Source organism: Amycolatopsis sp. FBCC-B4732, assembly GCF_023008405.1.
Lineage (GTDB): Bacteria > Actinomycetota > Actinomycetes > Mycobacteriales > Pseudonocardiaceae > Amycolatopsis > Amycolatopsis pretoriensis_A.
On record NZ_CP095376.1, the window covers coordinates 9,833,432 to 9,853,201 of the forward strand.

The following is a 19,770-nucleotide window of genomic DNA, read 5'->3' on the forward strand; positions in this document are numbered from 1 at the left end:
CTCGCTCATGAAGTTCCTTCGGGGAAGAGAACGCCGGGGTTGAGGATCCCGGCGGGGTCGAAGCTCTGCTTGATCCGGCGCATCAGCTCGATCTTCGCCGGGTCTTCGAGTGCCTGGTGGTACTTCGCCTTGGTGCGGCCGAGACCGTGCTCGCCGGAGATCGCGCCACCCAGCTCCATGGCGTACGCGAAGATGTCGGTTAACAGCTGTTCACGCTTGTCGGCGTCCTTGCAGAAGATCCCGAAGTGGACGTTGCCGTCGCCGGCGTGCCCGCAGCCGAGGGCGCCGCCGCCCGCGGCCATCGCGAGCTCGCGCGACTTGGCGATGAACTCCGGCATCGCGGTCCGCGGCACGACAACGTCGATGATGTCGTCGGCGCCGGCCGCCTTCGCCGTCCAGAACGCCTTCTCGCGCGCTTCGATCAGCTTGCGCGCGGCGGGACCTTCGAGGACGTAGACGTCGGTCGCGCCGAGTTCGCCGAGCAGTTCGCCGACCGTCTCGACGTCCTCGTGCAGCCGTCCGCTCTCGCGGTTCTCCAGCGCGACGACGAGGTAGGCCTCGCTGGTCTCGCGGATCTTGTCCGGGATGCCGAGTTCGAGCTTCTCGTTGTAGACGATGGCGGCCATCGTCAGGTTGTCGATGTATTCGAGGATGTGCGGGGTGAGCCCGCTGGAGAGGATCGCCGGCACGGCGGCCATCACCTGGGCGAGATCGCCGAACGGCGCGAGCACCGTGGCGCCGTGGGACAGCCGCGGGTGCAGCTTGACGGTGATCTCGGTGGCCAGCGCGAGCGTGCCTTCGGAGCCGATGATCAGCTGCGTGAGGTCGTACCCGGTGGAGATCTTCGACGTCTTGCCGCCGGTGCGGAGGATCTCGCCGGTCGGCAGGACGGCCTGCAGGCCGAGCACGTTGTTGCGCGTGACGCCGTACTTCACCGCGCGCATCCCGCCCGCGTTGGTCCCGACGTTCCCGCCGACGCTCGCGCTCAGCTCGCCGGGGTAGACGGTGTAACTCAGCCCGGCCTCGGCGGTCTTGGCGTCGAGCTCGGCGAGTGTCACTCCGGGTTGCACGACGGCGACGTGGTTGCCGGTGTCGACCTCCAGGACGGCGTTCATGCGCTCGAACGAGATCAGCAGTCCGTCTTCGCGCGGCCGTGCGGCTCCGGACAGTCCGCTCCCGGAGCCCCGCGCGGTCACGGGGACGTTGTGCTCCGAAGCCGCTTTCAGCAGCTCCGCGACTTCCTCGGCGGTAGCCGGCTTCGCGACGTACGCGGGCTTCTGCGGCTTCGCCGTCAGTGCCTCGTCGTGCGCGTAGTCCTCGGAGATCGCCTCGCCCGTGAGCAGGTTCTTGTCCCCGACGATCCCGGCCAGCTGTGCCGCCACGTCGCCCATCGAGAGTTTCTCCTCCGCGCCGTTGCTGTGGTTACCGCAGCGTAGTACGTACCGCCGGTACGCCGCCATGAAGGTTTTTCACATTTCGCGTGCGCTCGGTGATCGACCGGTTACAAAGCTCTAGATTTAGCTCAGGCTAAATCTCTGGTGGGTGACGCAGTCGGCGGCGAAGCTTTCCCCATGACCTCGACGTACACCTTCGAAGACGGCTTTTCCGTGCACCGACTCGGGTTCGGCGCCATGCGGCTCACCGAGTGGGATCACGCGCGCGACGGCGGCGAGGCGGTCGCCCGCCGTGCGGCCGAACTCGGCGTGACGTTTTTCGACACCGCGGACGCCTACGACCTGGGTCTCAACGAAGAGCTGCTTGCCCGCGCCCTGCACCCGTACCCGGGGATACTCGTCGCGACGAAGTGCGGACACGCGCGTCCGAGCCGCGGCGAGTGGGTCCCGCTCGGCCGGCCCGAGTACCTGCGGCAGCAGGCTGAACTTTCGTTGAGACGCCTCCGTCTCGACCAGCTCGAACTGCTGCAGCTGCACCGGCTCGACCCGCAGGTGCCGCTCGCCGACCAGGTCGGCGCGCTCGCCCGGCTGCGGGACGAAGGCAAGGTCGCCCGGATCGGGTTGTCGGAGGTCAGCGTCGCGCAGCTGGACGAGGCGCGAGCCATCGCGCCGATCGCGAGCGTGCAGAACCGCTACAACCTGACCGACCGGGCGTCCGAGGATGTTCTCGCTTACTGCGAGCGTGAGGGGATCGCGTTCGTGCCCTGGCTGCCGATCGCACGCGGTGACCACGCGACGGCCGGCGGCGTGCTCGGAAAGGTCGCGGCCGGGCTCGGCGCGACACCCGCCCAGGTGTCCCTCGCCTGGTTGCTGCGCCGTTCCCCCGTGGTGATCCCCATTCCCGGCACGTCGTCGATCGCGCACCTCGAAGAAAACTGTGATGCCGCGGAAACCGAGCTTTCCGACGACGATTTCGCGCGCCTGGGCGAACTGGGATGAAAACGGCCCGGCCGCGGTCTCCCGCGGCCGGGCCGTCCGGTTCGGGCCTGGATCAGACGAGCCAGCCGATGAGGTGCGCCAGGTGCGCCAGCGCACCCGAGATGATGTCGTGGCAGTAGTGCGCGTGCTGGGCGAACGTCTGCATGGAATGACTCCTTGATGACTCGAAAATAGTTTCCCTGGAGATGCTCCGGTAAGAGCTGCGTCAGGTTTTCACCGTGCTGGCGGGCTGTCAAAGAGCCATTTTCGAATGCGCTCGGCACCGCGGAATCTTCCCATCCTAAACACGTAATCCCTTCGTGTTCGACGCCGGGGTGCCCGGTTCGGCGGTCAACCACTCTGGGTAGCAAGCAAGTCGATCATCACTGTGGGTGATTCTGAACTTGATCCGACATCCCGGGTACGCCGGTAGCTCGATGTGGTGATCACCGGCCACGAAAGGTGAGATCTCGATGATCACCCTTTCGAGTGGCGGAAAGCAAGAAAAAGGGGACGCCGGGCGCGGTATCCGCACCCGGCGTCCCGTTGGGGGAGAAGGGAATCAGGCTCGCGCGAACGAGAGCGTCTCGCCCTCGACCCCGCGCAGCCACAGGTCCTGCGCGGCCGCCGCCATCTCGGCGAGGCCTTCCTCGATCGTGGCGAACACGTTGCCGGGCACCCAGCCCGCGTCGCCGTTGATCAGCAGGTTGTTGCGCCCGTAGAAGATCGCGAGATCGGTCGCGCCCTGGTCGCTGTGGGCCTCGCTGTCGTCGTCGTAGCCGTACGCCGGGTTGCCGATCTCCCAGGCCTCGAAGCCGAAGTACACGACGTCACCCGGGATCGGCGTGATCGTCGGGTTCTCCCGGCCGGGCTTCGGCTCCGCGAACGGCGGCACGAGCGTGTAGACCTCGTTGCGCGCGTACTTCGCGTGGTAGGCGGAACCGCTCTGCGGCAGCGCGTCCCACACCGCGCGGCACGTCCGCGGCGCTTCGTCGTCCAGCAGCCGGGCCCGGCAGGAAACCCCGCGCTTGTCGAGGGTGATCGTGATGTACCGCGCCATGCTCAGCTTCCCGTGACGGACGCGACGACCTCGCCCCAGATGCGCAGCGCGTCGTCGACCTGCTCGGCGTTGACGACCAGCGGCGGCACCATGCGCACGACGTTCATGTACGGCCCGCAGGTGAGCAGCAGCAGGCCGTTCTTCGACGCCGTCTGCTGCGCGGCGGCCGCGGTCGCCGCGTCCGGCTCGCCGTCAGCGGTGGTGAACTCCGAGCCGACCAGCAGCCCGAGTCCGCGCACCTCACCGATCGCCGGTGTCTTGTCCGCGATCACCCGCGCGCCTTCGAGCAGCTGACGTCCGCGCTCGGCGGCGTTCTCCACCAGGTTCTCCTGCTGGATGACCTCGAGCGTCGCGATCGCCGCCGCGCACGAGACGGCGTTGCCGCCGTACGTGCCGCCCTGCGAACCCGGGAACGCCTTCGCCATCAGCTCCTGCGAAGCGGCGATGCCGGACAGCGGGAAGCCGCTCGCCAGGCCCTTCGCGATGAGGACGATGTCGGGGGAGACGTCGAAGTGGTCGTGTCCCCAGAACTTGCCGGTGCGGCCGAAGCCGGTCTGGATCTCGTCGAGGACGAGCAGGATGCCGTGCCGGTCGGCGCGTTCGCGCAGGCCTGCCATGAACTCCGTGTTCGCCGGGACGTACCCGCCTTCGCCGAGCACCGGCTCGACGAAGATCGCCGCGGTCTCGTTCGGCGCGCTGACCGTCTGGAACAGGAAGTCGAGCTCGCGCAGCGCGAACTTCGTCGCCGTCTGCTCGTCCCAGCCGTAGTGGTAGGCGTACGGGAACGGCGCGACGTGCACACCGGCCATCAGCGGGCCGATGCCGGCGCTGAACCGCGTCCCGGACGTCGTCATGCTCGCCGCCGCGACGGTCCGGCCGTGGAAGCCGCCCTGCATGACGATGACGTTCGGGCGCTTCGTCGCCTGCCGCGCGAGCCGCAACGCCGCTTCGACGGCTTCGCTGCCCGAGTTCGCGTAGAAGAGCGAGTCGAGCCCGCTGGGCAGGACGGCGCCCAGGCGTTCGGTCAGCTCGAGCAGCGGCTTGTGCATCACCGTCGTGTACTGCCCGTGGACGAGCTTGCCGATCTGCTCCTGCGCGGCCCGCACGACGTGGGGGTGGCAGTGCCCGGTGCTCGTGACGCCGATCCCGGCGGTGAAGTCGAGGTGGCGTTTGCCGTCGACGTCGTAGAGGTAAACCCCTTCACCGTGGTCGACCACGACGGGCGTTGCCTGCTTGAGCAGCGGAGATAGCTGGGCCATGGCAGCGTGCTCCTAGGTCGGTTGAGCGGGTTGTCGATTGTTGACAATATCCATAGCATGGCCCTCGGGACAACACGTGAGGAGCAGTCGGGATGAGCGCGAGCACCGAGTCCGGCGTCGTCGACGCGGTCGGCAAGGAACTGTTCATCGGCGGCAAGTGGGTCGCCGCCGGGTCCGGGAAGACGTTCCCGGTGGTCGATCCGGCCACCGGCAAGGAGCTGTGCCAGGTCGCCGACGCCTCCCCGGCGGACGGCCTCGCCGCGCTGGACGCCGCCGTCGCCGCGCAATCGGACTTCGCGAAGATGGCGCCGCGAGAGCGCGGCGAGATCCTGCGCCGGGCGTACGAGCTGCTGATGAAGCGCCAGGAAGAGCTGGCGCTGCTCATGACGCTGGAGATGGGCAAGCCGCTCGCCGAATCGAAGGGCGAGATCGCCTACGCCGCCGAGTTCTTCCGCTGGTTCGCCGAGGAGGCCGTCCGCATCGACGGCGGCTTCGCGACCGCCCCGAACGGCGTCGGCCGGTTCCTCATCACGAAGCAGCCGGTCGGCCCGACGCTGCTGATCACGCCGTGGAACTTCCCGATGGCGATGGGCACCCGCAAGATCGGGCCGGCGATCGCCGCGGGCTGCACGTCGGTGATCAAGCCCGCCGCGCAGACGCCGCTGTCGATGCTCGCGCTGGCCGGCATCCTCGCCGAGGCCGGGCTGCCCGAGGGCGTGCTCAACGTCATCACGACCAGCGACTCCGGCGGCGTGATGGAGCCGCTGATCCGCGACGGCCGGGCCCGCAAGCTCTCCTTCACCGGCTCCACCGGCGTCGGCCGCAAGCTGCTGGAGCAGTGCGCCGACAAGATCCTCCGCACGTCGATGGAGCTGGGCGGCAACGCGCCGTTCCTGGTCTTCGACGACGCCGACATGGACGCGGCGATCGAGGGCGCGATGCAGGCGAAGATGCGCAACATCGGCGAGGCTTGCACCGCGGCGAACCGGTTCTACGTGCAGCGCGGCGTCGTCGAGGAGTTCTCGCGGCGGCTGACCGAGCGCATGCAGGCGCTGCCGATGGGCCGCGGTACCGAGAAGGACGTCGTGGTCGGCCCGCTGATCGACGACAAGGCCGTCGACAAGGTGACGGAGCTGGTCAAGGACGCCACCGACCGCGGCGCGAAGGTGCTCACCGGCGGCTCCGGCGTCGACGGGCCGGGCCACTTCTACCAGGCCACCGTGCTCACCGACGTCCCGCAGGAGGCGCGGCTGACGCACGAGGAGATCTTCGGGCCGGTCGCGCCGATCACGCCGTTCGACACCGAGGAAGAGGCGGTGACGAAGGCGAACGACACCGAATTCGGCCTCGTTTCCTATGTCTTCACCAGCGACCTCAAGCGCGCGCTGCGCGTGTCCGAGGCCCTCGAAGCCGGCATGATCGGGCTCAACCAGGGCATCGTTTCGAACCCGGCGGCGCCGTTCGGCGGGATCAAGGCGTCCGGCCTCGGCCGTGAGGGCGGCACGGTCGGCATCGAGGAGTTCCTGGAGACCAAGTACATCGCGGTGGCCCTGTGACAGCCTACCGTTTGGCGAGCATCCCCGGCGACGGGATCGGCGTGGACGTCACGGTCGAGGCCCGCAAGGTCCTCGACCGGGCGTCCGCCCGCTTCGGCTTTTCGTTGGAGTGGAAGGAATTCGACTGGAGTTGCGAACGGTACGCGCAACTCGGCGCGATGATGCCGGAAGACGGTGTCGCGCAGCTCTCGGCGTACGACGGGATCCTGCTCGGCGCGGTCGGCTTCCCCGGCGTCCCGGACCACGTTTCGCTGTGGGGCTTGCTGATCCCACTGCGGCGTGCGTTCCAGCAGTACGTCAACCTGCGCCCGGTGCGGCTGCTGCCGGGCACGGCTTCCGTGCTGGCCGGGCGGAAGGCCGAAGAGCTGGAGCTGGTCATCGTCCGCGAGAACTCCGAAGGGGAGTACTCCGCGATCGGCGGGCGGCACAACGCCGGGCGGCCGGACGAGTTCGTGCTGCAGGAGTCGGTGTTCACGCGCGTCGGCGTCGAACGGATCATCCGGTACGCCTTCGAGCTGGCGCGTACGCGATCTTCGCGCGTCTGCTCGGCGACGAAGTCCAACGGCCTGATCCACTCGATGCCGTTCTGGGACGAGATCTTCGCCGAGGTCGCCGCCGAATACCCGGACGTCCACAGTGAACAGATGCACGTGGACGCGCTGGCCGCGCGGATGGTCCAGGCGCCGGACCGGCTCGACGTCGTGGTGGCGTCGAACCTCTTCGGCGACATCCTGAGCGACCTGGCGGCCGCGATCACCGGCGGACTCGGCATGGCGCCGTCCGGCAACATCAACCCATCGGGTGAATCCCCGTCGATGTTCGAGGCGGTCCACGGGAGCGCTCCGGACATCGCCGGACAGGGGATAGCGAACCCCTTGGCGCAGATCCTGGCGGCCGCGATGCTGGTCGAACACCTGGGCGAAACCGTTGCCGCGCAAGCGATCCGTGCCGCCGTGGACCAGGTCCTCGACGAGGGCCGGGTGCGCACCCCCGACCTCGGCGGCACGGATACCACAGAACGGCTCGGCACGGCGGTGGCCGAAGCACTGGGCTGAGTTTTTGTCGGTGCCCTCCGGCACGGTGGCCACAAGCCCACCGAGGGGGAGGAGAAACCGATGTGCTGGCAATGTGAAAACCCGGATCGGCCACAGTCCGACTACGTGGCGATGCTCCAGGAGAAGGTGGCCGACCGGGGCTGGCTCGTGCAAGGAGTGGAGGGCAACGGGCTTTATCCGCCGTGGGCCTACACGATCGGGCTCAGCGGGTACGGCTTGCCCGAGCTGGTCACGACCGGCTTGCCGCTCGAGGAAGCCGCCGAACTGCTCAACGACCTGGCGTCGCACGCACTGCACGCGTCGCCACCGGAGCCGGGGGAACGCATTCCGCTGCGGGACGGCCCGCTGGTCGAGGTCGTCCCGCTGACGGAACCGTCGGCGCACCTGGTGTTCGCGGTCGCCCTGTACGGCCCGGAAATCCGTGCGCTGCAACTGGTCCACGCGGACGAGCGCGGCCGCTGGCCGTGGTCACCCGACTTCCGCGACGGCCAGGGCGGTCAGCCGGTGCTGGGGGTGCGCCGTGCCGGCTGACTGCCCGTGTGGCGTGCCCAGGAACTGTTTCCCCGTACCGGTACCGGCGGTTCACGCACGCGTACCGTCCGGCCGGACGGGGAGGGTTACCGTCCGGATCGACGAGCCGACGTGGGCGGAGAAGCCAGCCGCCTGGGCGGACGGACCGTCCTTCCGGGGAGCCGGGTCGGCCGTTTGGGTGGACGAGACGCCCGCTTCGCCGGACAAGCCGGCGGCGCGGGCGGAACCGGCCACACCGGCGGCGGCTTGGGCTCAGGAGCCGCCCGCTTCCCTGGACGAGCCGGCCGCGCCGGCGGACGAATCGGTGGCGTGGGAAGAGGAAGCGGCGGCGTGGGCGGACGAACCCGCTGTCGAGGATTACGGGCCGGTCGTCACGATCCGCGTGTCACCCCTGCGATCGCGCTTGGCGGCTCTCCGGTCACGCGTTTCCCGGTACCGGCGGCGCGTGCCCGTCCCGGAGGCTGGTGCCGGGCGCGAGCCGCTGCACCGCGTCCTCCATGTGCGCCTCGAGGAGCGCCAGCGCCGTCTCCTCGTCGCCCTCCCGCAGCGCCTGGATGAGCTTCGTGTGCTCTTCCACGCGTTCTTCGACCCGCTGGTACGTGCTTTGCAGCGCGGTGAGGCACATCCGCGTCTCGATGAGGAGCGTCCGGGCCATCCGGACGAGCCGCTTGCTGCTGGAAGCGTGGATGAGGGCCTCGTGGAACTTGAGGTCCGCGGTGGAGAGCGCGTTCGGATCGTCTTCACTCGCGGCGGTCGCCATCTCGCCGACGGTGTGTTCGAGCAGGTCCGCGATCCGGTCCCGGTCCCCGCCCCGCAGGGCGCGAAGCATGGCGGCGCGTTCGATCGCCGTTCGAGCTGCATAGATGTCGTAGACGTCCCCGGGCTCGAGGTCGATCACGAACAGCCCGCGGTGCCGCTCGCTGCGCAGGAGTCCTTCGGAGACCAGGTGCTGCATGGCCTCCCGCAGCGGCCCCCGTGACACCTGGAACCGTGCGGCCAGCTCGGTCTCGCCGAGCTGGGTCCCGGGCGGGAGGGCGCCGGTCATGATCGCGTCACGCAGCTGACGCGCGATCACGGCGGCCGTCGACTCGCGGCTCACCGGCTCGATCTCAGGCAGCATGCCCGGCGGCAGGGCCATGTCAGGCGCTCCCGTCCGGCCGATGCCGGAAGAGCGCGCCGAGCGAGCGGACGAGGCGGTGCTGCCCGGTCAGGCGCAGCCCCTCCCACACCGTGACCTGGTTGGCGGTCAGCACGGGCTTCTTCAGCGCGGCTTCGATGGCGTTGATCTCGGCGAGGGTCCGCATGGCGGTGTCCGGCACGAGAACGGCGTCGGCGTCCGGGTGGTCGTGGCGCACGGCGAGTTCGAGGACGGCGTCCGGGCTCATGGCGCCGACCTCGGCGGCCGTGATGATGTCCGCGCTGGCCATCGAGACGACCTCGACGCCGCCGGCCTTGAGGAAGTCGACGAACAGCCGGGCGATGTCGTCCGGGTAGCTGGCGGCCACGGCGACCCGCTTGACGCCCAGGGCGCGCGCTGCGTGCACGAACGCGAAGGAGGTGCTGGAGGCCGGAACGCCGGCGACGGCGGACAGGCGGTCGGTCTGGTCGCGGGCGCCGTCCCAGCCGTAGACGAAGCTGCCGCTGGTGCAGGCCCAGATGATCGCGTCGGGCTCGTGCTTCTCGAGCAGAGCGGCGCCATCGGCGAGGCGGCTTTCACTGCCGAGGTCGAGCAGTTCGGCCACCGCGTGCTTGTCGGTGCCGTAGATGTGTTCGACCGCGAGCCGGATGTCGCCCTCGTCGGCGGCCATCCCGCCCAGCAGCTGCTCGGCCAGCGGGTAGTCGTCTTCGGCCGCGTGGTCGGGGTAGATGAAACCGATGGTGGTCACGGAACCTCCGGAGGGACGCAAATTGTCGACAATGCTAGAGGGGTGGTCAAGGAAAACCTTCACGACCTGCCGGACGTTCCCCGACATGTTCGTCCACGCCGAGGTCGCTCCGGGCGCCGGGCCGGCGCGCTCTCTCAAGACACGTCACGAAGCCACTTCCCGGGTCCGACGATCGGGAGGCCCATCCGCCGCAGGCACGCCCACATCGTCAGCTGGTTGGCGGTGAGCACCGGCTTGCCGAGCGCGGTCTCCAGCGGCTCGATCAGGTCGTAGGTGGGGAGGTTGGTGCAGCTGACGAAGATGGCTTCGGCTTCACCGTGGTCTGCGGCGAGGATGCGCTCGGCGATGGTCCGGTAGCTGACCTTCCAGATGCCGCCGCCGAGCCCGAGGTGGTCGCTGGCGACGGTCTCGACGTTCAGCTCGCCGAGGAAGTCGTGCAGGGCGGTGGTGAGGTCGGCGTCGTACGGCGTCAGCACCGAGACGCGGTGGAGGTCGAGCTGGTGCAGCACCTCGGCCAGCGCGCCCGAGGTGGTGACGGCGTCCGGAGCGCCGGCGTCGCAGATCGCCTTCGTCAGCGAGCGCTCGTAGTCGACGCCGTTGACGAAGCTGCCCGAAGTGCAGAGGTAGGCGACGACCTCGGGCTCGACGTGCAGGACGTCGCGGGTGGCGCTGGCCAGGTGGTGGCTGTCGCTGACGAGGCGGGCCATCTCCATGCTGACCGGCACCGGCTCGTACGGCGTGCGGGCGAGGTGGAGGGACACCTCCATCGGGACCCACCGCCAGAGCTCGCGCTCCAGCGCGAGGTCGAACGGGGCGATGACGCCGATGCCCCGCTGGGCGAGCGGGCCTTCGAACGCCAGGAAGTCGAAATCCAAGGCTCAGCCTCCGGAATACGTCTGCACTTGATGACACGTCCGGTGCTCCGGGGGTCGTTCCTCGGATTGTTGACAATCATACGAGCCGCTTTTACCGTGTCAACGTGATCGCCTCGGAAAACCAGGAAGCTCCGGTCCTGGCAGTGCTCTGTGGCGAGCACCGCCCACCGGACATGCGTGCTGTCGAATCCGGGGCGGTCGTGCGTTACACGGACGCGGCGGGCCTGCCGGAAGCGCTGTCCGGAGCGGACGCGCTGTTCGTCTACGACTTCCTCTCCACGGCCGTGCCGGGCGCCTGGCACGCGGCCGATCGCCTGCGCTGGCTGCACATCGCGAGCGCGGGCGTCGACCCGGTGCTGTTCCCCGGGCTGGTCGAGAGCGACGTGGTCCTGACCAATTCGCGGGGCGTCTTCGACGACGCCATCGCGGAGTACGTGCTGGGCGTCGTCCTCGCGTTCGCGAAGGACTTCGCGCGCTCGCACGACCTGCAGCGCGAGGGGCGCTGGCAGCACCGCGAAAGCGAGCGGATCGCCGGGCGCGAGGTGGTGGTCGTCGGCACCGGGCCGATCGGCCGGGCCATCGCGCGGTTGCTGCGCGCCGCCGGGATGCGGGTGAGCGGTGCCGGGCGCCGGGAACGCACCGGGGACCCCGACTTCGGCGTCGTGCACGAGTCCGCGCGGCTCACCGAAGTGCTGCCGCACGCGGACTACGTCGTCGCCGTCGCGCCGCTGACCGAGCACACCAAGGGCATGTTCGACGCGCGCGCGTTCGCCGCGATGAAGCCGTCGGCGCGGTTCGTCAACGTCGGCCGGGGCGAGCTGGTCGTGACGTCCGACCTGGTCGAAGCGCTCCGGAGCAAAGCCATCGCCGGCGCCGCGCTCGACGTGTTCGACACCGAGCCGCTGCCGTCCGACAGCCCGCTGTGGAGCCTGCCGGACGTGCTGGTGTCGCCGCACATGTCCGGGGACTTCATCGGCTGGCGGAACACGCTCGTCGAGGTGTTCACCGAGAACTTCCGCCGCTGGCAGGCTGGGGAGCCGCTGCGCAATGTCGTCGACAAGACGCTCGGCTACGTGCCGTCGGGGAACCAGGGAGCCGGATGAACGACAGGATGCTGACCGCCAGTGAGCTCGTCGCCGCCTACGCGACCGGCGAACTTTCGCCGATCGAGGCGACGCAGAACGCACTGCAGGCCATCGAAGCCCGCGACGGCGAGTGCAACGCCTACTGCCTGGTCGACGCCGACCGCGCGCTGGAGCAGGCCAAGGCGTCCGAGATCCGCTGGCGGGACGGGAACCCGATCGGCTGGCTCGACGGCGTGCCCGCGTCGATCAAGGACATGTTCCTCACGCAGGGCTGGCCGACCGTCCGCGGTTCGAAGAGCATCAGCCCGGACCAGCCGTGGGACGTCGACAGCCCGGTCGCCGCGCGGATGCGTGAAGCGGGCCTGGTCCTGCTCGGCAAGACGACCACGCCGGAGATCGCGTGGAAGGGCGTCACGGACAGCCCGCTCTGCGGCATCACGCGCAACCCCGCCGACCCGTCCAAGACGGCGGGCGGGTCGAGCGGCGGCAGCGCCGCGGCGGTCGCGGCCGGCATGGGCGAGCTGTCGGTCGGCACCGACGGCGGCGGCTCGGTGCGGATCCCGGCGTCGTTCTGCGGCATCGTCGGGCTCAAGCCGACCCACGGCCGCATCCCGCTGTACCCGGCGAGTCCGTTCGGGCCGCTCTCGCACGCCGGTCCGATGGCGCGCTCGGTGGACGACACCGCGCTGCTGCTGGACGTCCTGTCGATGCCCGACCACCGCGACCCGGCCGCGCTGGCGCCGCCGGCCGGGTCGTTCCGCGAGGCGGTCCGGCGGGACGTGCGCGGCCTGATCGCGGCGTTCTCACCGACGCTCGGCTACGTCGACGTCGACCCGGAGGTGGCGGCGATCGTCGCCGCGGCGGTGCGCGCGCTGGGCGACGCGGGACTGCACGTCGAGGAGACCGATCCCGGCTTCGCGGACCCGAAACCGGCGTTCGACATCTTGTGGTCCTCAGGCGCGGCGAAGCTGCTCGGCACGTTCCCGCCGGGGTCGGAGGAGCGGACCGATCCGGGCCTGCGCAAGGTCTGGGAGCTCGGCAAGACGTGGACTGCGAGCGACTACCTCGACGCGACGGCCGAGCGGGCGGCGCTGGGCATCCTGATGGGCGAGTTCCACACGCGCTACGACGTGCTGATCACGCCCACCCTCCCGATCGCGGCGTTCGAGGCCGGCCACAACGTGCCGCCGGGCAGCGGGCTGAGCGAGTGGCCGGAGTGGACGCCGTTCACGTACCCGTTCAACATGACGCAGCAGCCCGCGATCAGCGTCCCGGCGGGGCGGACGTCCGAGGGGCTGCCGGTGGGCCTGCAGATCGTCGGGCCGCGCCACTCGGACGACCTCGTGCTCGCCGTGGCGAAGCTGCTGGAGGAAGTGCGGCCCTGGTGACCCCCTTAGGGTGAACCGGCGGCCGGAGCCGGGGAAGCTGTGCCACTGTCGGCCGGGTGAACGCTGAAGGCTGGCGCTACGAACGAGCCATCCCGACCACTGACGCGACCGGACGGCCGACCCGGGTGGTGGTCGGCCTGGTCAAGCAGGGCGACCGCTTGTCGGCGGCCCTGCGCGTGGACGACGGCAAGGCCGCCCTGGTCCCCCTGGAAACGGGTGGCGAGCTGCTGAAAGCGCTTCGCGAGACGCTGGAGAGCTGGTGGCGTCTCGACGGCCACCGCGACCTGACCCCGGAGCCCCGCGCGAGCCGTTAGGATCCGCGGTGCGAGTCCGCCGAAGTCCGGCGCCGGCGGACCAACCCGCGCACCTGGGGATTGACGGCCACCAGCGCGGTCGCCACGAAGACCAGAGTCGCGCCGCCGAGGAGCGTCGCTTCGCGGCCGGCGTGCTCGGCGAGCGGGCCGGCGGCGATCTGGCCGAGCGGCATCGCGACGAACGAGCCGAGCATGTCGTAGGAGTACACCCGGGCGAGCTTCTCGGGCGGGATGTTCTCCTGCAGCGACACGTCCCACGCGACGGCGAACTGCTCGATCGCGACGCCCGCGAGGAACATCGCGAGCAGCAGCGGCAGCAGGTACGGCGTCTCGCCGAGCGCGAGTATCGGCAGGGCGTCGACCACCACGAGCGCCACGCCGATCAGGAGCATCCGCCGCGGCTGCCAGTGCGCGGCGATGACGCCGCCGAGCAGCGACCCGGCCGTCTGGACGGCCAGCGCGAGCCCCCAGCCGGTGCGGCCGAAGGTGTCGTCGGCGACCAGCGGGCCGATCACCAGCAGCGCGCCCGCGTTCACCGCGTTGACGATCATGAACTGCAGCACCACCAGCCACACCCAGGATCGCGCGCGGAACTCCCGCCACCCTTCGGCGAGCTCGGCGAGGGGACGGCTCCCGGGAACGCGTTCGCCGCGCGGCAGCCGGATCCGGCGGTACGCCACCGCGGCGGCGAGGAACAGCAGGGCGTTGCCGCCGAGCGCCCAGCCGGACCCGGCGAAGGCGACGAGGATCCCGGCGAGTCCGGCCCCGGCGATGCGGCCGACATTCGAGAGCAGCCGGACCAGCGCGTTCGCCTGCGCGAGCTGCGACGCGGGCACGGTCAACGGCGTCAGGGAGGCGGCCGCGGGCAGGGAGATCGCCGAGACGGCGCCGTTGACCAGGCTGAGCCCGACCAGCAGCGGAATGGAAGCGAAGCCGCAGAGGACGCTCGCGGCGATCGCGGCCTGCGTGAGGGCGGCGGCGGTTTCGGTGCCCTGCAGGATCACCGACCGCGGCAACCGGTCGGCCAGCATGCCGCCGAACAGCACGAGCAGCACGTTGGCGAGCGACCGCGCCCCGACGACGATCCCGAGGTCCACGGCCGAGCCGGTCAGATCGACGACGGCGAAGGCGAGCGCGAAGGGCGCGACGGCGTTGGCGAAGTCGGCGAACGTCCGGCCGGTGACGAGGGCGCGGAAGCGGACTTCCCGCAGCGGGGCGAGCAGTGGGATCACGGGAGTGGCTCCGGGGAGAAGGGAGGGGTGGTGGGGAACAGCGCGGTCATCGGGGTGCCACCGGAACGGCTGCCGGGCGCGGATGGTGCGGCCCGGACGACGCGGCTCCGGACTCAAGCGGTGCGGCCGACGCGCTCACTGCGGTTCCGCCGGATTCGTCGCCAGCTCGAACAGGGCGATGCTGGCGCTGACCCGGACCGTCCCCGGGGTGCGGGGTGGCTGGGCCGCGCCGTGCAGTTCCTGGCTCAGCTCTGACGCCTGCTTCAGCAACCGCGTCCACACCTCCGGGGGCACCCACAGCTCGGCGTCGGTGAGGGAAGCCGGGCGATTCCCCGCGCGCGAGTCCGCGCGGCGCAGCAGTTCCGCCGCGATCGCCTTCGCCAGCAGCCGCTCCTCGCCCGGGTCCCGGCTCGTGAGGCGCTTGCCCGACTCCGGGTTGTGCCGGTAGCGCTTCGCGCGGCCGCCGCGGATCTGGATCTCTTCGGCGACCTCCAGCAGGCCCGCGTCGTGGAGGCGGCGGAAGTGGTAGCTGGTGTTCGCCTGCGTCTCACCGAGTTCGCGCGCGGCTTCGGCCGCGCTCATCGCGGTGCCCGTCAGCAGCGACAGGATGCGCATGCGCAGCGGGTGGGCCAGCACCCGGAGGTGGTCGTGGGGCATGGAGCCAGTCTGCCACGACCGTCAAAGAGTTATTTGGGGGTAGCCTCGGTGAAGCGCGCTCAGAGCGAAAACTCCGTGCCGTCCGGAGGTAGCAGAGCGCCCGCGGCGAGCACGGCGGCGTGTTCGGCGGACGCCGGGTCGAGCACCGGGTTCGTGTTGTTGAGGTGGGTGAACGCCCACGGCCGTCCGGCGATGCGGGCCAGGCTCGCGGTGATCGGGAGGTGCCCCATCGCGAGCTGGTCCGGTCCGCCGACGCCGGTCATCTCGTCCGGCGCGAAAAAAGTTCCGTCCAGCAGCACGAGGTCCGCGTCCGCCACGAACGCGTCGAACCCGGCGGGCCAGCTCTTCAGGCAAGGCGCGTACACCAGCACGCCGCCGGTCGCGAGGTCTTCGATCCGGTAGGCGACCACCCACGGCCCGGCCTGCGTGGCGGGCACGTACTTCGGTTTCTTGTCGCTCACCGGCAGCACCCGGACGCGCAGCCCGGGCAGGTCCGCCGTCGGCGACCAGGTCCAGTGCCCGTAGCCGTCGACGATCTCGCGGAACGGGGTCAGTGCGCGCAGCACCGCGTCCGGCGCCCACACCGGGAGCCCGCCCGCTTCGCGCAGCATCAGCAGGCCGAGGGAGTGGTCGAGTTCGGCGTCGGTGAGCAGCACTCCGCGCAGCGGGATGTCCCGCGGTCCCGGTCCGGCGCGCAGCGCGGCCGTCGCGAGGATCTGCGCGCGGATGTCGGGGGAGCAGTTGAGCAGGAACCAGCCTTCGCCGTCCGCGCTCACCGCGACGCAGTCCTGCGTGCGCGGCGGGAGTCCGGACGTGCACAGCCGGCACGCGCAGTTCCACTGTGGACAGCCGCCGCCCGCCGCGGTGCCGAGCAGGATGACCTTCACCGGCGCATGACCAGGTCGGAGGCGGGTGGCCGGGTCAGCACCAGGTCGACGACGTCGCGGTGCGGCGAGCGCGAGCACACCGGGTCGGTCGCCGCCGCGTCGCCGGTGAGCAGGAACGCCTGGCAGCGGCAGCCGCCGAAGTCGAGCCCGCGGCGGTCGCACGTGCGGCACGGGTCGGCCATCCAGTCCTCGCCGCGGTAGGCGTTGAACGACTCCGAGCGGTACCAGATGTCGGCGAGCGGCGTGTCCCGCACGGACGACAGCCGCAGGGTCGTGATCGCCGACGCGGCCGGGCAGGGCAGCACGGTGCCGTCCGGTGCGACGGTCAGCTGCCGCGCGCCCCAGCCGTACATGCACGGTTTCGGGTACGGCCCGTGGTAGTCCGCGACGACGTAGACGATCTCCATCGTGCCCCGCAACCGCGCGACGGCCGCGCGCACGATCGGCTCCGCGGCCGCCAGTTGCGAGGGTGTCGGCATCAGCGCGTCGCGGTTGCGCAACGCCCAGCCGTAGTACTGCGTGTTCGCCAGCTCCAGCCGGTCCGCGCCCATCCGCTCGGCCAGTTCGACGATGCCGGCGACCTGGTCGTGGTTGCGCCGGTGCAGGACGACGTTGAGCGACAGCGGCAGCCCGGCGGCCTTGACCGCGGCGGCCGCGGCGAGCTTGTGGTCGAACGCCCGCGCGCCCGCGAGTTCGTCGGAACGGTCCCGTATCGACCCTTGCGCCGACAGCTGGACGTGCGCCAGCCCGCGCTCGACGAGACCGGACAGCCGCGCGGACGTCAGCCCGAGCCCGGAGGTGACCAGGTTGACGTAGCAGCCGAGCGAACTCGCGTGCGCCACCAGCTCGGGCAGGTCCGGCCGGAGCAGCGGCTCGCCGCCGGACATGTGCACCTGCAGCACGCCCAGCTCGCGCGCCTGGGACAGCACCGACAGCCAGTCCGCGGTGGACAGCTCGGCGTCCCGTCCGGTCAGCTCCAGCGGGTTGGAGCAATAAGGACAGTGCAGCGGGCAGCGGTGAGTCAGCTCGGCCAGCAGGCCCAGCGGCGGGTTCACGTCCACGCGACCACCCGCCGTTCGCCCAGCCGCGCCAGCACGTCGAGGACGTCCTGCTCGCGGACGCCGGAGTAGCGCGTCTCCAGCACCGCGGTGATGTCGGTGACGCTGCGCGCGCCGTCGCAGAGCCCGAGCACCGCGGCCGCGGTCGCGTTCGGGACCAGGACGCCCTCCGGGAACAGCAGCACGTGTGTCTCCCGGACGTGGTCGAACGACAATCGGACACCCCGCCGAAGCTGCGGCACCGAACCCGCGGTGATCACCGCGCCGCCCGTTCGACGGCGTCCAGCACGGACCACAGGACGTCGCACTTGAAGGACAGCGCGGCGATCGCGCGGTCCTGCTGTTCGCGCGTCACGCAGTGGCGGACGACGATGTCGAGCGTGTCCTTGCCTTCGCCGGCGACCTTGTCGACGCGGTGGGTGAAGTACGCGAGGTCCGCCGGCGCGATCCAGGAGTAGTGCGCGAGCATGTCCGCGACGCGCTGCCGCATCAGGTGGCCGGCGAACATCTCGGTCAGCCCCGAAGCGACCGCTTCCCACCACGGTTTCGTGCGCGCGAAAGTCACGTACGCGTCGACGGCGAACCGGACGCCGGGGGCGACGTGCCGCTCGTCGAGCACCTCTTCGCGGTCGAGACCGACCGCTTCGCAGAGCCGCAGCCAGCGTTCGGTGCCGCTGGTGCCGGCGCTCGTCCCGTCGTGGTAGACGATCCGGTCGAGCCACTGGCGCCGGATCTCCGGCAGCGGGCAGTTGCTGATGATCGCCGCGTCCTTCTGCGGCAGCACCTGCTGGTAGTACCACCGGTTCGCGGCCCAGAGCCGCAGTTCGTGCGCGTCGAGCTCGCCCGCGTGCAGCCGGTGGTGGAACGGGTGGGTGCCCCAGTACCGGTGCGAAAGACCGCGCAGGGCCTCGATGAATGCGCTTTCCGCGAGCGGCTCGACGAGCACGTCAGTCCGCCATGCGGGCCGCGTAGGCGGTGACCTCCATGGGGGTTTCGTATTCGACGAAGTCGGGAGTCGTCCACACCTCGGTCATTTTCCTGCTCCTCTCCCGGGAACTGATCGCCGTCACGGTAAGAGCGCGGCGAGCCGGCTGGCCAGGGTTTGGCCGGGAGGCTGGGAAAGTTTCCTTCCGATGGCGCAGTGCGGTGCCGATCAGCGGGCTACCGGACCGCCGCTTCCAGTTCGACCAGCGCGGTGTCGAGGTGCGTCAGGATCCGCTGCAGGTGCGGGACGCTGCGGCGGCAGCCCGTGACGCCGAAGTCGAGGTTGTCGCCGTTGCTGGTCAGCGTGATGTTCACGGCCTGGCCGTCGAGCAGCACCGACGCCGGGTAGATGCCGTCGAGCTGGGCGCCGTTCCAGTACATCTGCTTGCGCGGGCCGGGCACGTTCGAGATCACCAGGTTGAACGGCGGCCGCGTGTTGTTCACGACGCCCGGGATCGGCGAGACGCCGAGCTGCGCGACGTTGACCGCGGACAACAGGAGTGTCTGCAACGGCGTCAGCTCCGAGAACAGCCGCTTGCCGTTGCGCATCGACTGGTGGATCGTGACGAGCCGCTTGCCCGCGTCCGGCAGGTCGGTGGCGAGGTTGCAGAGCAGCGCGCCGATGTTGTTGCCCGCCGCCTCGCCGGGGTCGTTCTGGCGGCGCAACGACACCGGCACCATCGCAACGAGCGGCGCGTCCGGCAGCGCGCGCTGCTCGATGAGGTAGTCCCGCAGCGCGCCCGAGCACATCGCGAGCACGACGTCGTTGCGCGAGACGCCGCCCGCGGTGGCGACCTTCCGGACGCGCTCGAGCGACCACGACTGCGCCGCGAACCGGCGCGCGCCGCCGATCGGCACGTTGAGCATCGTCCGCGGCGCCTGTCCGGGCAGCGTTAACGTGTGTTCACCGAACGCTTCGCGTGCGACCTTCATCGCGGCGGGGGCCAGGCTCGCGAGCTGGTTGGCGGTCTTGCCCGCGGTCTGGAGGAACGACCGCGGGCGCTTGACGCGGCCTTCGCCGGGCTTGCGCCGGCTGCCCCACCACGGCGGGCAATCCAGGTCCGCCGGGTCGTCCGAGAGCGTGCTCTGCAGCTGGCGCAACGCGGAGACGCCGTCCATCAGCGCGTGGTGGACCTTGGTGTAGACGGCGAACCGGCCGTCGGCGAGGCCCTCGATGAGGTGGGTCTCCCAGAGCGGCCGGTGCCGGTCGAGCAGGGTGCTGTGCCAGCGGCTGGTGAGTTCCAGCAGTTCGCGGACGCGGCCCGGTTGCGGCAGCGCGGAGTGCCGGAAGTGGTAGTCGAGTTCGAGCTCGGCGTCGGTCGACCAGGCCACGTGGCCCATCGTGTTGACCGGACGGGCCGGGCGGCGCCGGAACACCGAGCGCATGTTGTCGGACTCGAGCAGGGTGCGGCGGACGTCGCGGAGGTAGTCCGGGCCGGCGCCGTCCGGTTTCTTGAACAGCTGCAGACCGCCCACGTGCATCGGATGCTCGCGCGTTTCGACGAGGAGGAACATCGAGTCGGTCACGGGCATCATCGCCATGGGACATCACCTTCCGCACTCGGCACGCC

General features: G+C 70.5%; 21 protein-coding genes. 7 read left to right on the forward strand and 14 right to left on the reverse strand.

All coding sequences use genetic code 11. The annotated features are described in order from the left end of the window. Positions 1-5: 5 nt before the first annotated feature. Positions 6-1,391: an FAD-binding oxidoreductase gene (locus MUY14_RS44905; RefSeq protein WP_247019008.1), complete on the reverse strand. Its 1,386-nt coding sequence runs from the start codon at positions 1,389-1,391 to the stop codon at positions 6-8. A 180-nt stretch (positions 1,392-1,571) separates the two neighbouring features. Between MUY14_RS44905 and MUY14_RS44910 the strand changes: the two genes are divergently transcribed. Beyond that, positions 1,572-2,393, forward strand: a complete 822-nt coding sequence (locus tag MUY14_RS44910; protein WP_247019009.1) for an aldo/keto reductase — start codon at positions 1,572-1,574, stop codon at positions 2,391-2,393. 541 nt (positions 2,394-2,934) lie between these two features. Here the strand turns inward: MUY14_RS44910 and MUY14_RS44915 are convergent. Together MUY14_RS44915 and MUY14_RS44920 are read right to left on the reverse strand one after the other, a co-directional pair. Further along, positions 2,935-3,432 (reverse strand): DUF3830 family protein, encoded by a 498-nt coding sequence (locus MUY14_RS44915; RefSeq protein ID WP_247019011.1) that lies wholly within the window; start codon positions 3,430-3,432, stop codon positions 2,935-2,937. Positions 3,433-3,434: 2 nt separating this feature from the next. Next, a complete protein-coding gene (locus MUY14_RS44920) occupies positions 3,435-4,691 on the reverse strand; it encodes an aspartate aminotransferase family protein (RefSeq protein WP_247019013.1) in 1,257 nt (418 codons plus the stop codon). A gap of 92 nt (positions 4,692-4,783) precedes the next feature. Between MUY14_RS44920 and MUY14_RS44925 the strand changes: the two genes are divergently transcribed. Genes MUY14_RS44925 through MUY14_RS44935 form a run of 3 tightly spaced genes read left to right on the forward strand, consistent with a single transcriptional unit; the run spans position 4,784 to position 7,833 of the window. Beyond that, entirely contained in the window at positions 4,784-6,247 is a 1,464-nt protein-coding gene (locus MUY14_RS44925) for an NAD-dependent succinate-semialdehyde dehydrogenase (RefSeq protein WP_247019015.1), read from the forward strand. Continuing rightward, positions 6,244-7,302: a tartrate dehydrogenase gene (locus MUY14_RS44930; RefSeq protein ID WP_247019017.1), complete on the forward strand. Its 1,059-nt coding sequence runs from the start codon at positions 6,244-6,246 to the stop codon at positions 7,300-7,302. Before MUY14_RS44925 ends, MUY14_RS44930 begins: the two co-directional genes overlap by 4 nt. 60 nt (positions 7,303-7,362) lie before the next feature. Next, positions 7,363-7,833: a DUF4262 domain-containing protein gene (locus MUY14_RS44935; protein WP_247019019.1), complete on the forward strand. Its 471-nt coding sequence runs from the start codon at positions 7,363-7,365 to the stop codon at positions 7,831-7,833. 418 nt (positions 7,834-8,251) lie between these two features. Here MUY14_RS44935 and MUY14_RS44945 read toward each other — a convergent pair whose 3' ends face one another. From MUY14_RS44945 to MUY14_RS44955, 3 genes are all read right to left on the reverse strand, one after another. Further along, a complete protein-coding gene (locus tag MUY14_RS44945; RefSeq protein WP_247019021.1) occupies positions 8,252-8,971 on the reverse strand; it encodes a GntR family transcriptional regulator in 720 nt (239 codons plus the stop codon). Position 8,972: 1 nt separating this feature from the next. Next, the gene (locus MUY14_RS44950) at positions 8,973-9,719 is read right to left on the reverse strand and encodes a maleate cis-trans isomerase (protein WP_247019022.1); all 747 of its coding nucleotides are present in this window, start codon (positions 9,717-9,719) and stop codon (positions 8,973-8,975) included. 134 nt (positions 9,720-9,853) lie between these two features. Further along, positions 9,854-10,594, reverse strand: a complete 741-nt coding sequence (locus tag MUY14_RS44955) for an Asp/Glu/hydantoin racemase (RefSeq protein WP_247019023.1) — start codon at positions 10,592-10,594, stop codon at positions 9,854-9,856. A gap of 104 nt (positions 10,595-10,698) precedes the next feature. Between MUY14_RS44955 and MUY14_RS44960 the strand changes: the two genes are divergently transcribed. The 3 genes from MUY14_RS44960 to MUY14_RS44970 are packed head-to-tail and all read left to right on the forward strand — an operon-like array spanning position 10,699 to position 13,381. Continuing rightward, positions 10,699-11,697: a D-2-hydroxyacid dehydrogenase gene (locus MUY14_RS44960; protein ID WP_247019024.1), complete on the forward strand. Its 999-nt coding sequence runs from the start codon at positions 10,699-10,701 to the stop codon at positions 11,695-11,697. Further along, positions 11,694-13,067 carry an amidase gene (locus MUY14_RS44965; RefSeq protein ID WP_247019025.1) on the forward strand — a complete coding sequence of 458 codons (1,374 nt, stop codon included), beginning with the start codon at positions 11,694-11,696 and terminating at the stop codon, positions 13,065-13,067. The genes MUY14_RS44960 and MUY14_RS44965 overlap by 4 nt, the downstream gene beginning before the upstream one ends. A gap of 56 nt (positions 13,068-13,123) precedes the next feature. Further along, positions 13,124-13,381: a hypothetical protein gene (locus tag MUY14_RS44970; RefSeq protein ID WP_247019026.1), complete on the forward strand. Its 258-nt coding sequence runs from the start codon at positions 13,124-13,126 to the stop codon at positions 13,379-13,381. Here MUY14_RS44970 and MUY14_RS44975 read toward each other — a convergent pair. From MUY14_RS44975 to MUY14_RS45010, 8 genes are all read right to left on the reverse strand, one after another. Next, positions 13,378-14,613 (reverse strand): MFS transporter, encoded by a 1,236-nt coding sequence (locus MUY14_RS44975; protein WP_396126648.1) that lies wholly within the window; start codon positions 14,611-14,613, stop codon positions 13,378-13,380. The genes MUY14_RS44970 and MUY14_RS44975 overlap by 4 nt on opposite strands. Positions 14,614-14,748: 135 nt before the next feature. After that, the gene (locus MUY14_RS44980; RefSeq protein ID WP_247019027.1) at positions 14,749-15,270 is read right to left on the reverse strand and encodes a transcriptional regulator; all 522 of its coding nucleotides are present in this window, start codon (positions 15,268-15,270) and stop codon (positions 14,749-14,751) included. 59 nt (positions 15,271-15,329) lie between these two features. Further along, the gene (gene pqqB / locus MUY14_RS44985; protein ID WP_247019029.1) at positions 15,330-16,157 is read right to left on the reverse strand and encodes a pyrroloquinoline quinone biosynthesis protein PqqB; all 828 of its coding nucleotides are present in this window, start codon (positions 16,155-16,157) and stop codon (positions 15,330-15,332) included. Further along, the gene (gene pqqE, locus MUY14_RS44990; RefSeq protein ID WP_247019031.1) at positions 16,154-17,218 is read right to left on the reverse strand and encodes a pyrroloquinoline quinone biosynthesis protein PqqE; all 1,065 of its coding nucleotides are present in this window, start codon (positions 17,216-17,218) and stop codon (positions 16,154-16,156) included. Before pqqE ends, pqqB begins: the two co-directional genes overlap by 4 nt. Next, positions 17,209-17,475: a pyrroloquinoline quinone biosynthesis peptide chaperone PqqD gene (gene pqqD, locus MUY14_RS44995; RefSeq protein ID WP_247019032.1), complete on the reverse strand. Its 267-nt coding sequence runs from the start codon at positions 17,473-17,475 to the stop codon at positions 17,209-17,211. Before pqqD ends, pqqE begins: the two co-directional genes overlap by 10 nt. Beyond that, entirely contained in the window at positions 17,472-18,161 is a 690-nt protein-coding gene (pqqC, locus tag MUY14_RS45000) for a pyrroloquinoline-quinone synthase PqqC (RefSeq protein ID WP_247019033.1), read from the reverse strand. The genes pqqD and pqqC overlap by 4 nt, the downstream gene beginning before the upstream one ends. Position 18,162: 1 nt before the next feature. After that, positions 18,163-18,249, reverse strand: coding sequence for a pyrroloquinoline quinone precursor peptide PqqA (gene pqqA / locus MUY14_RS45005; protein WP_086864059.1), 87 nt, complete (start codon positions 18,247-18,249; stop codon positions 18,163-18,165). 127 nt (positions 18,250-18,376) lie between these two features. Next, a complete protein-coding gene (locus MUY14_RS45010) occupies positions 18,377-19,741 on the reverse strand; it encodes a wax ester/triacylglycerol synthase family O-acyltransferase (protein WP_247019036.1) in 1,365 nt (454 codons plus the stop codon). Between the last annotated feature and the right edge of the window lie 29 nt (positions 19,742-19,770).

Coding starts and splice junctions, on each gene's coding strand:
- MUY14_RS44905 (WP_247019008.1), bottom strand. CDS start 1,391: ATGGGCGACGTGGCGGCACAGCTGGCCGGGATCGTCGGGGACAAGAAC.
- MUY14_RS44910 (WP_247019009.1), top strand. CDS start 1,572: ATGACCTCGACGTACACCTTCGAAGACGGCTTTTCCGTGCACCGACTC.
- MUY14_RS44915 (WP_247019011.1), bottom strand. CDS start 3,432: ATGGCGCGGTACATCACGATCACCCTCGACAAGCGCGGGGTTTCCTGC.
- MUY14_RS44920 (WP_247019013.1), bottom strand. CDS start 4,691: ATGGCCCAGCTATCTCCGCTGCTCAAGCAGGCAACGCCCGTCGTGGTC.
- MUY14_RS44925 (WP_247019015.1), top strand. CDS start 4,784: ATGAGCGCGAGCACCGAGTCCGGCGTCGTCGACGCGGTCGGCAAGGAA.
- MUY14_RS44935 (WP_247019019.1), top strand. CDS start 7,363: ATGTGCTGGCAATGTGAAAACCCGGATCGGCCACAGTCCGACTACGTG.
- MUY14_RS44945 (WP_247019021.1), bottom strand. CDS start 8,971: ATGGCCCTGCCGCCGGGCATGCTGCCTGAGATCGAGCCGGTGAGCCGC.
- MUY14_RS44965 (WP_247019025.1), top strand. CDS start 11,694: ATGAACGACAGGATGCTGACCGCCAGTGAGCTCGTCGCCGCCTACGCG.
- MUY14_RS44980 (WP_247019027.1), bottom strand. CDS start 15,270: ATGCCCCACGACCACCTCCGGGTGCTGGCCCACCCGCTGCGCATGCGC.
- pqqA (WP_086864059.1), bottom strand. CDS start 18,249: ATGACCGAGGTGTGGACGACTCCCGACTTCGTCGAATACGAAACCCCC.
- MUY14_RS45010 (WP_247019036.1), bottom strand. CDS start 19,741: ATGGCGATGATGCCCGTGACCGACTCGATGTTCCTCCTCGTCGAAACG.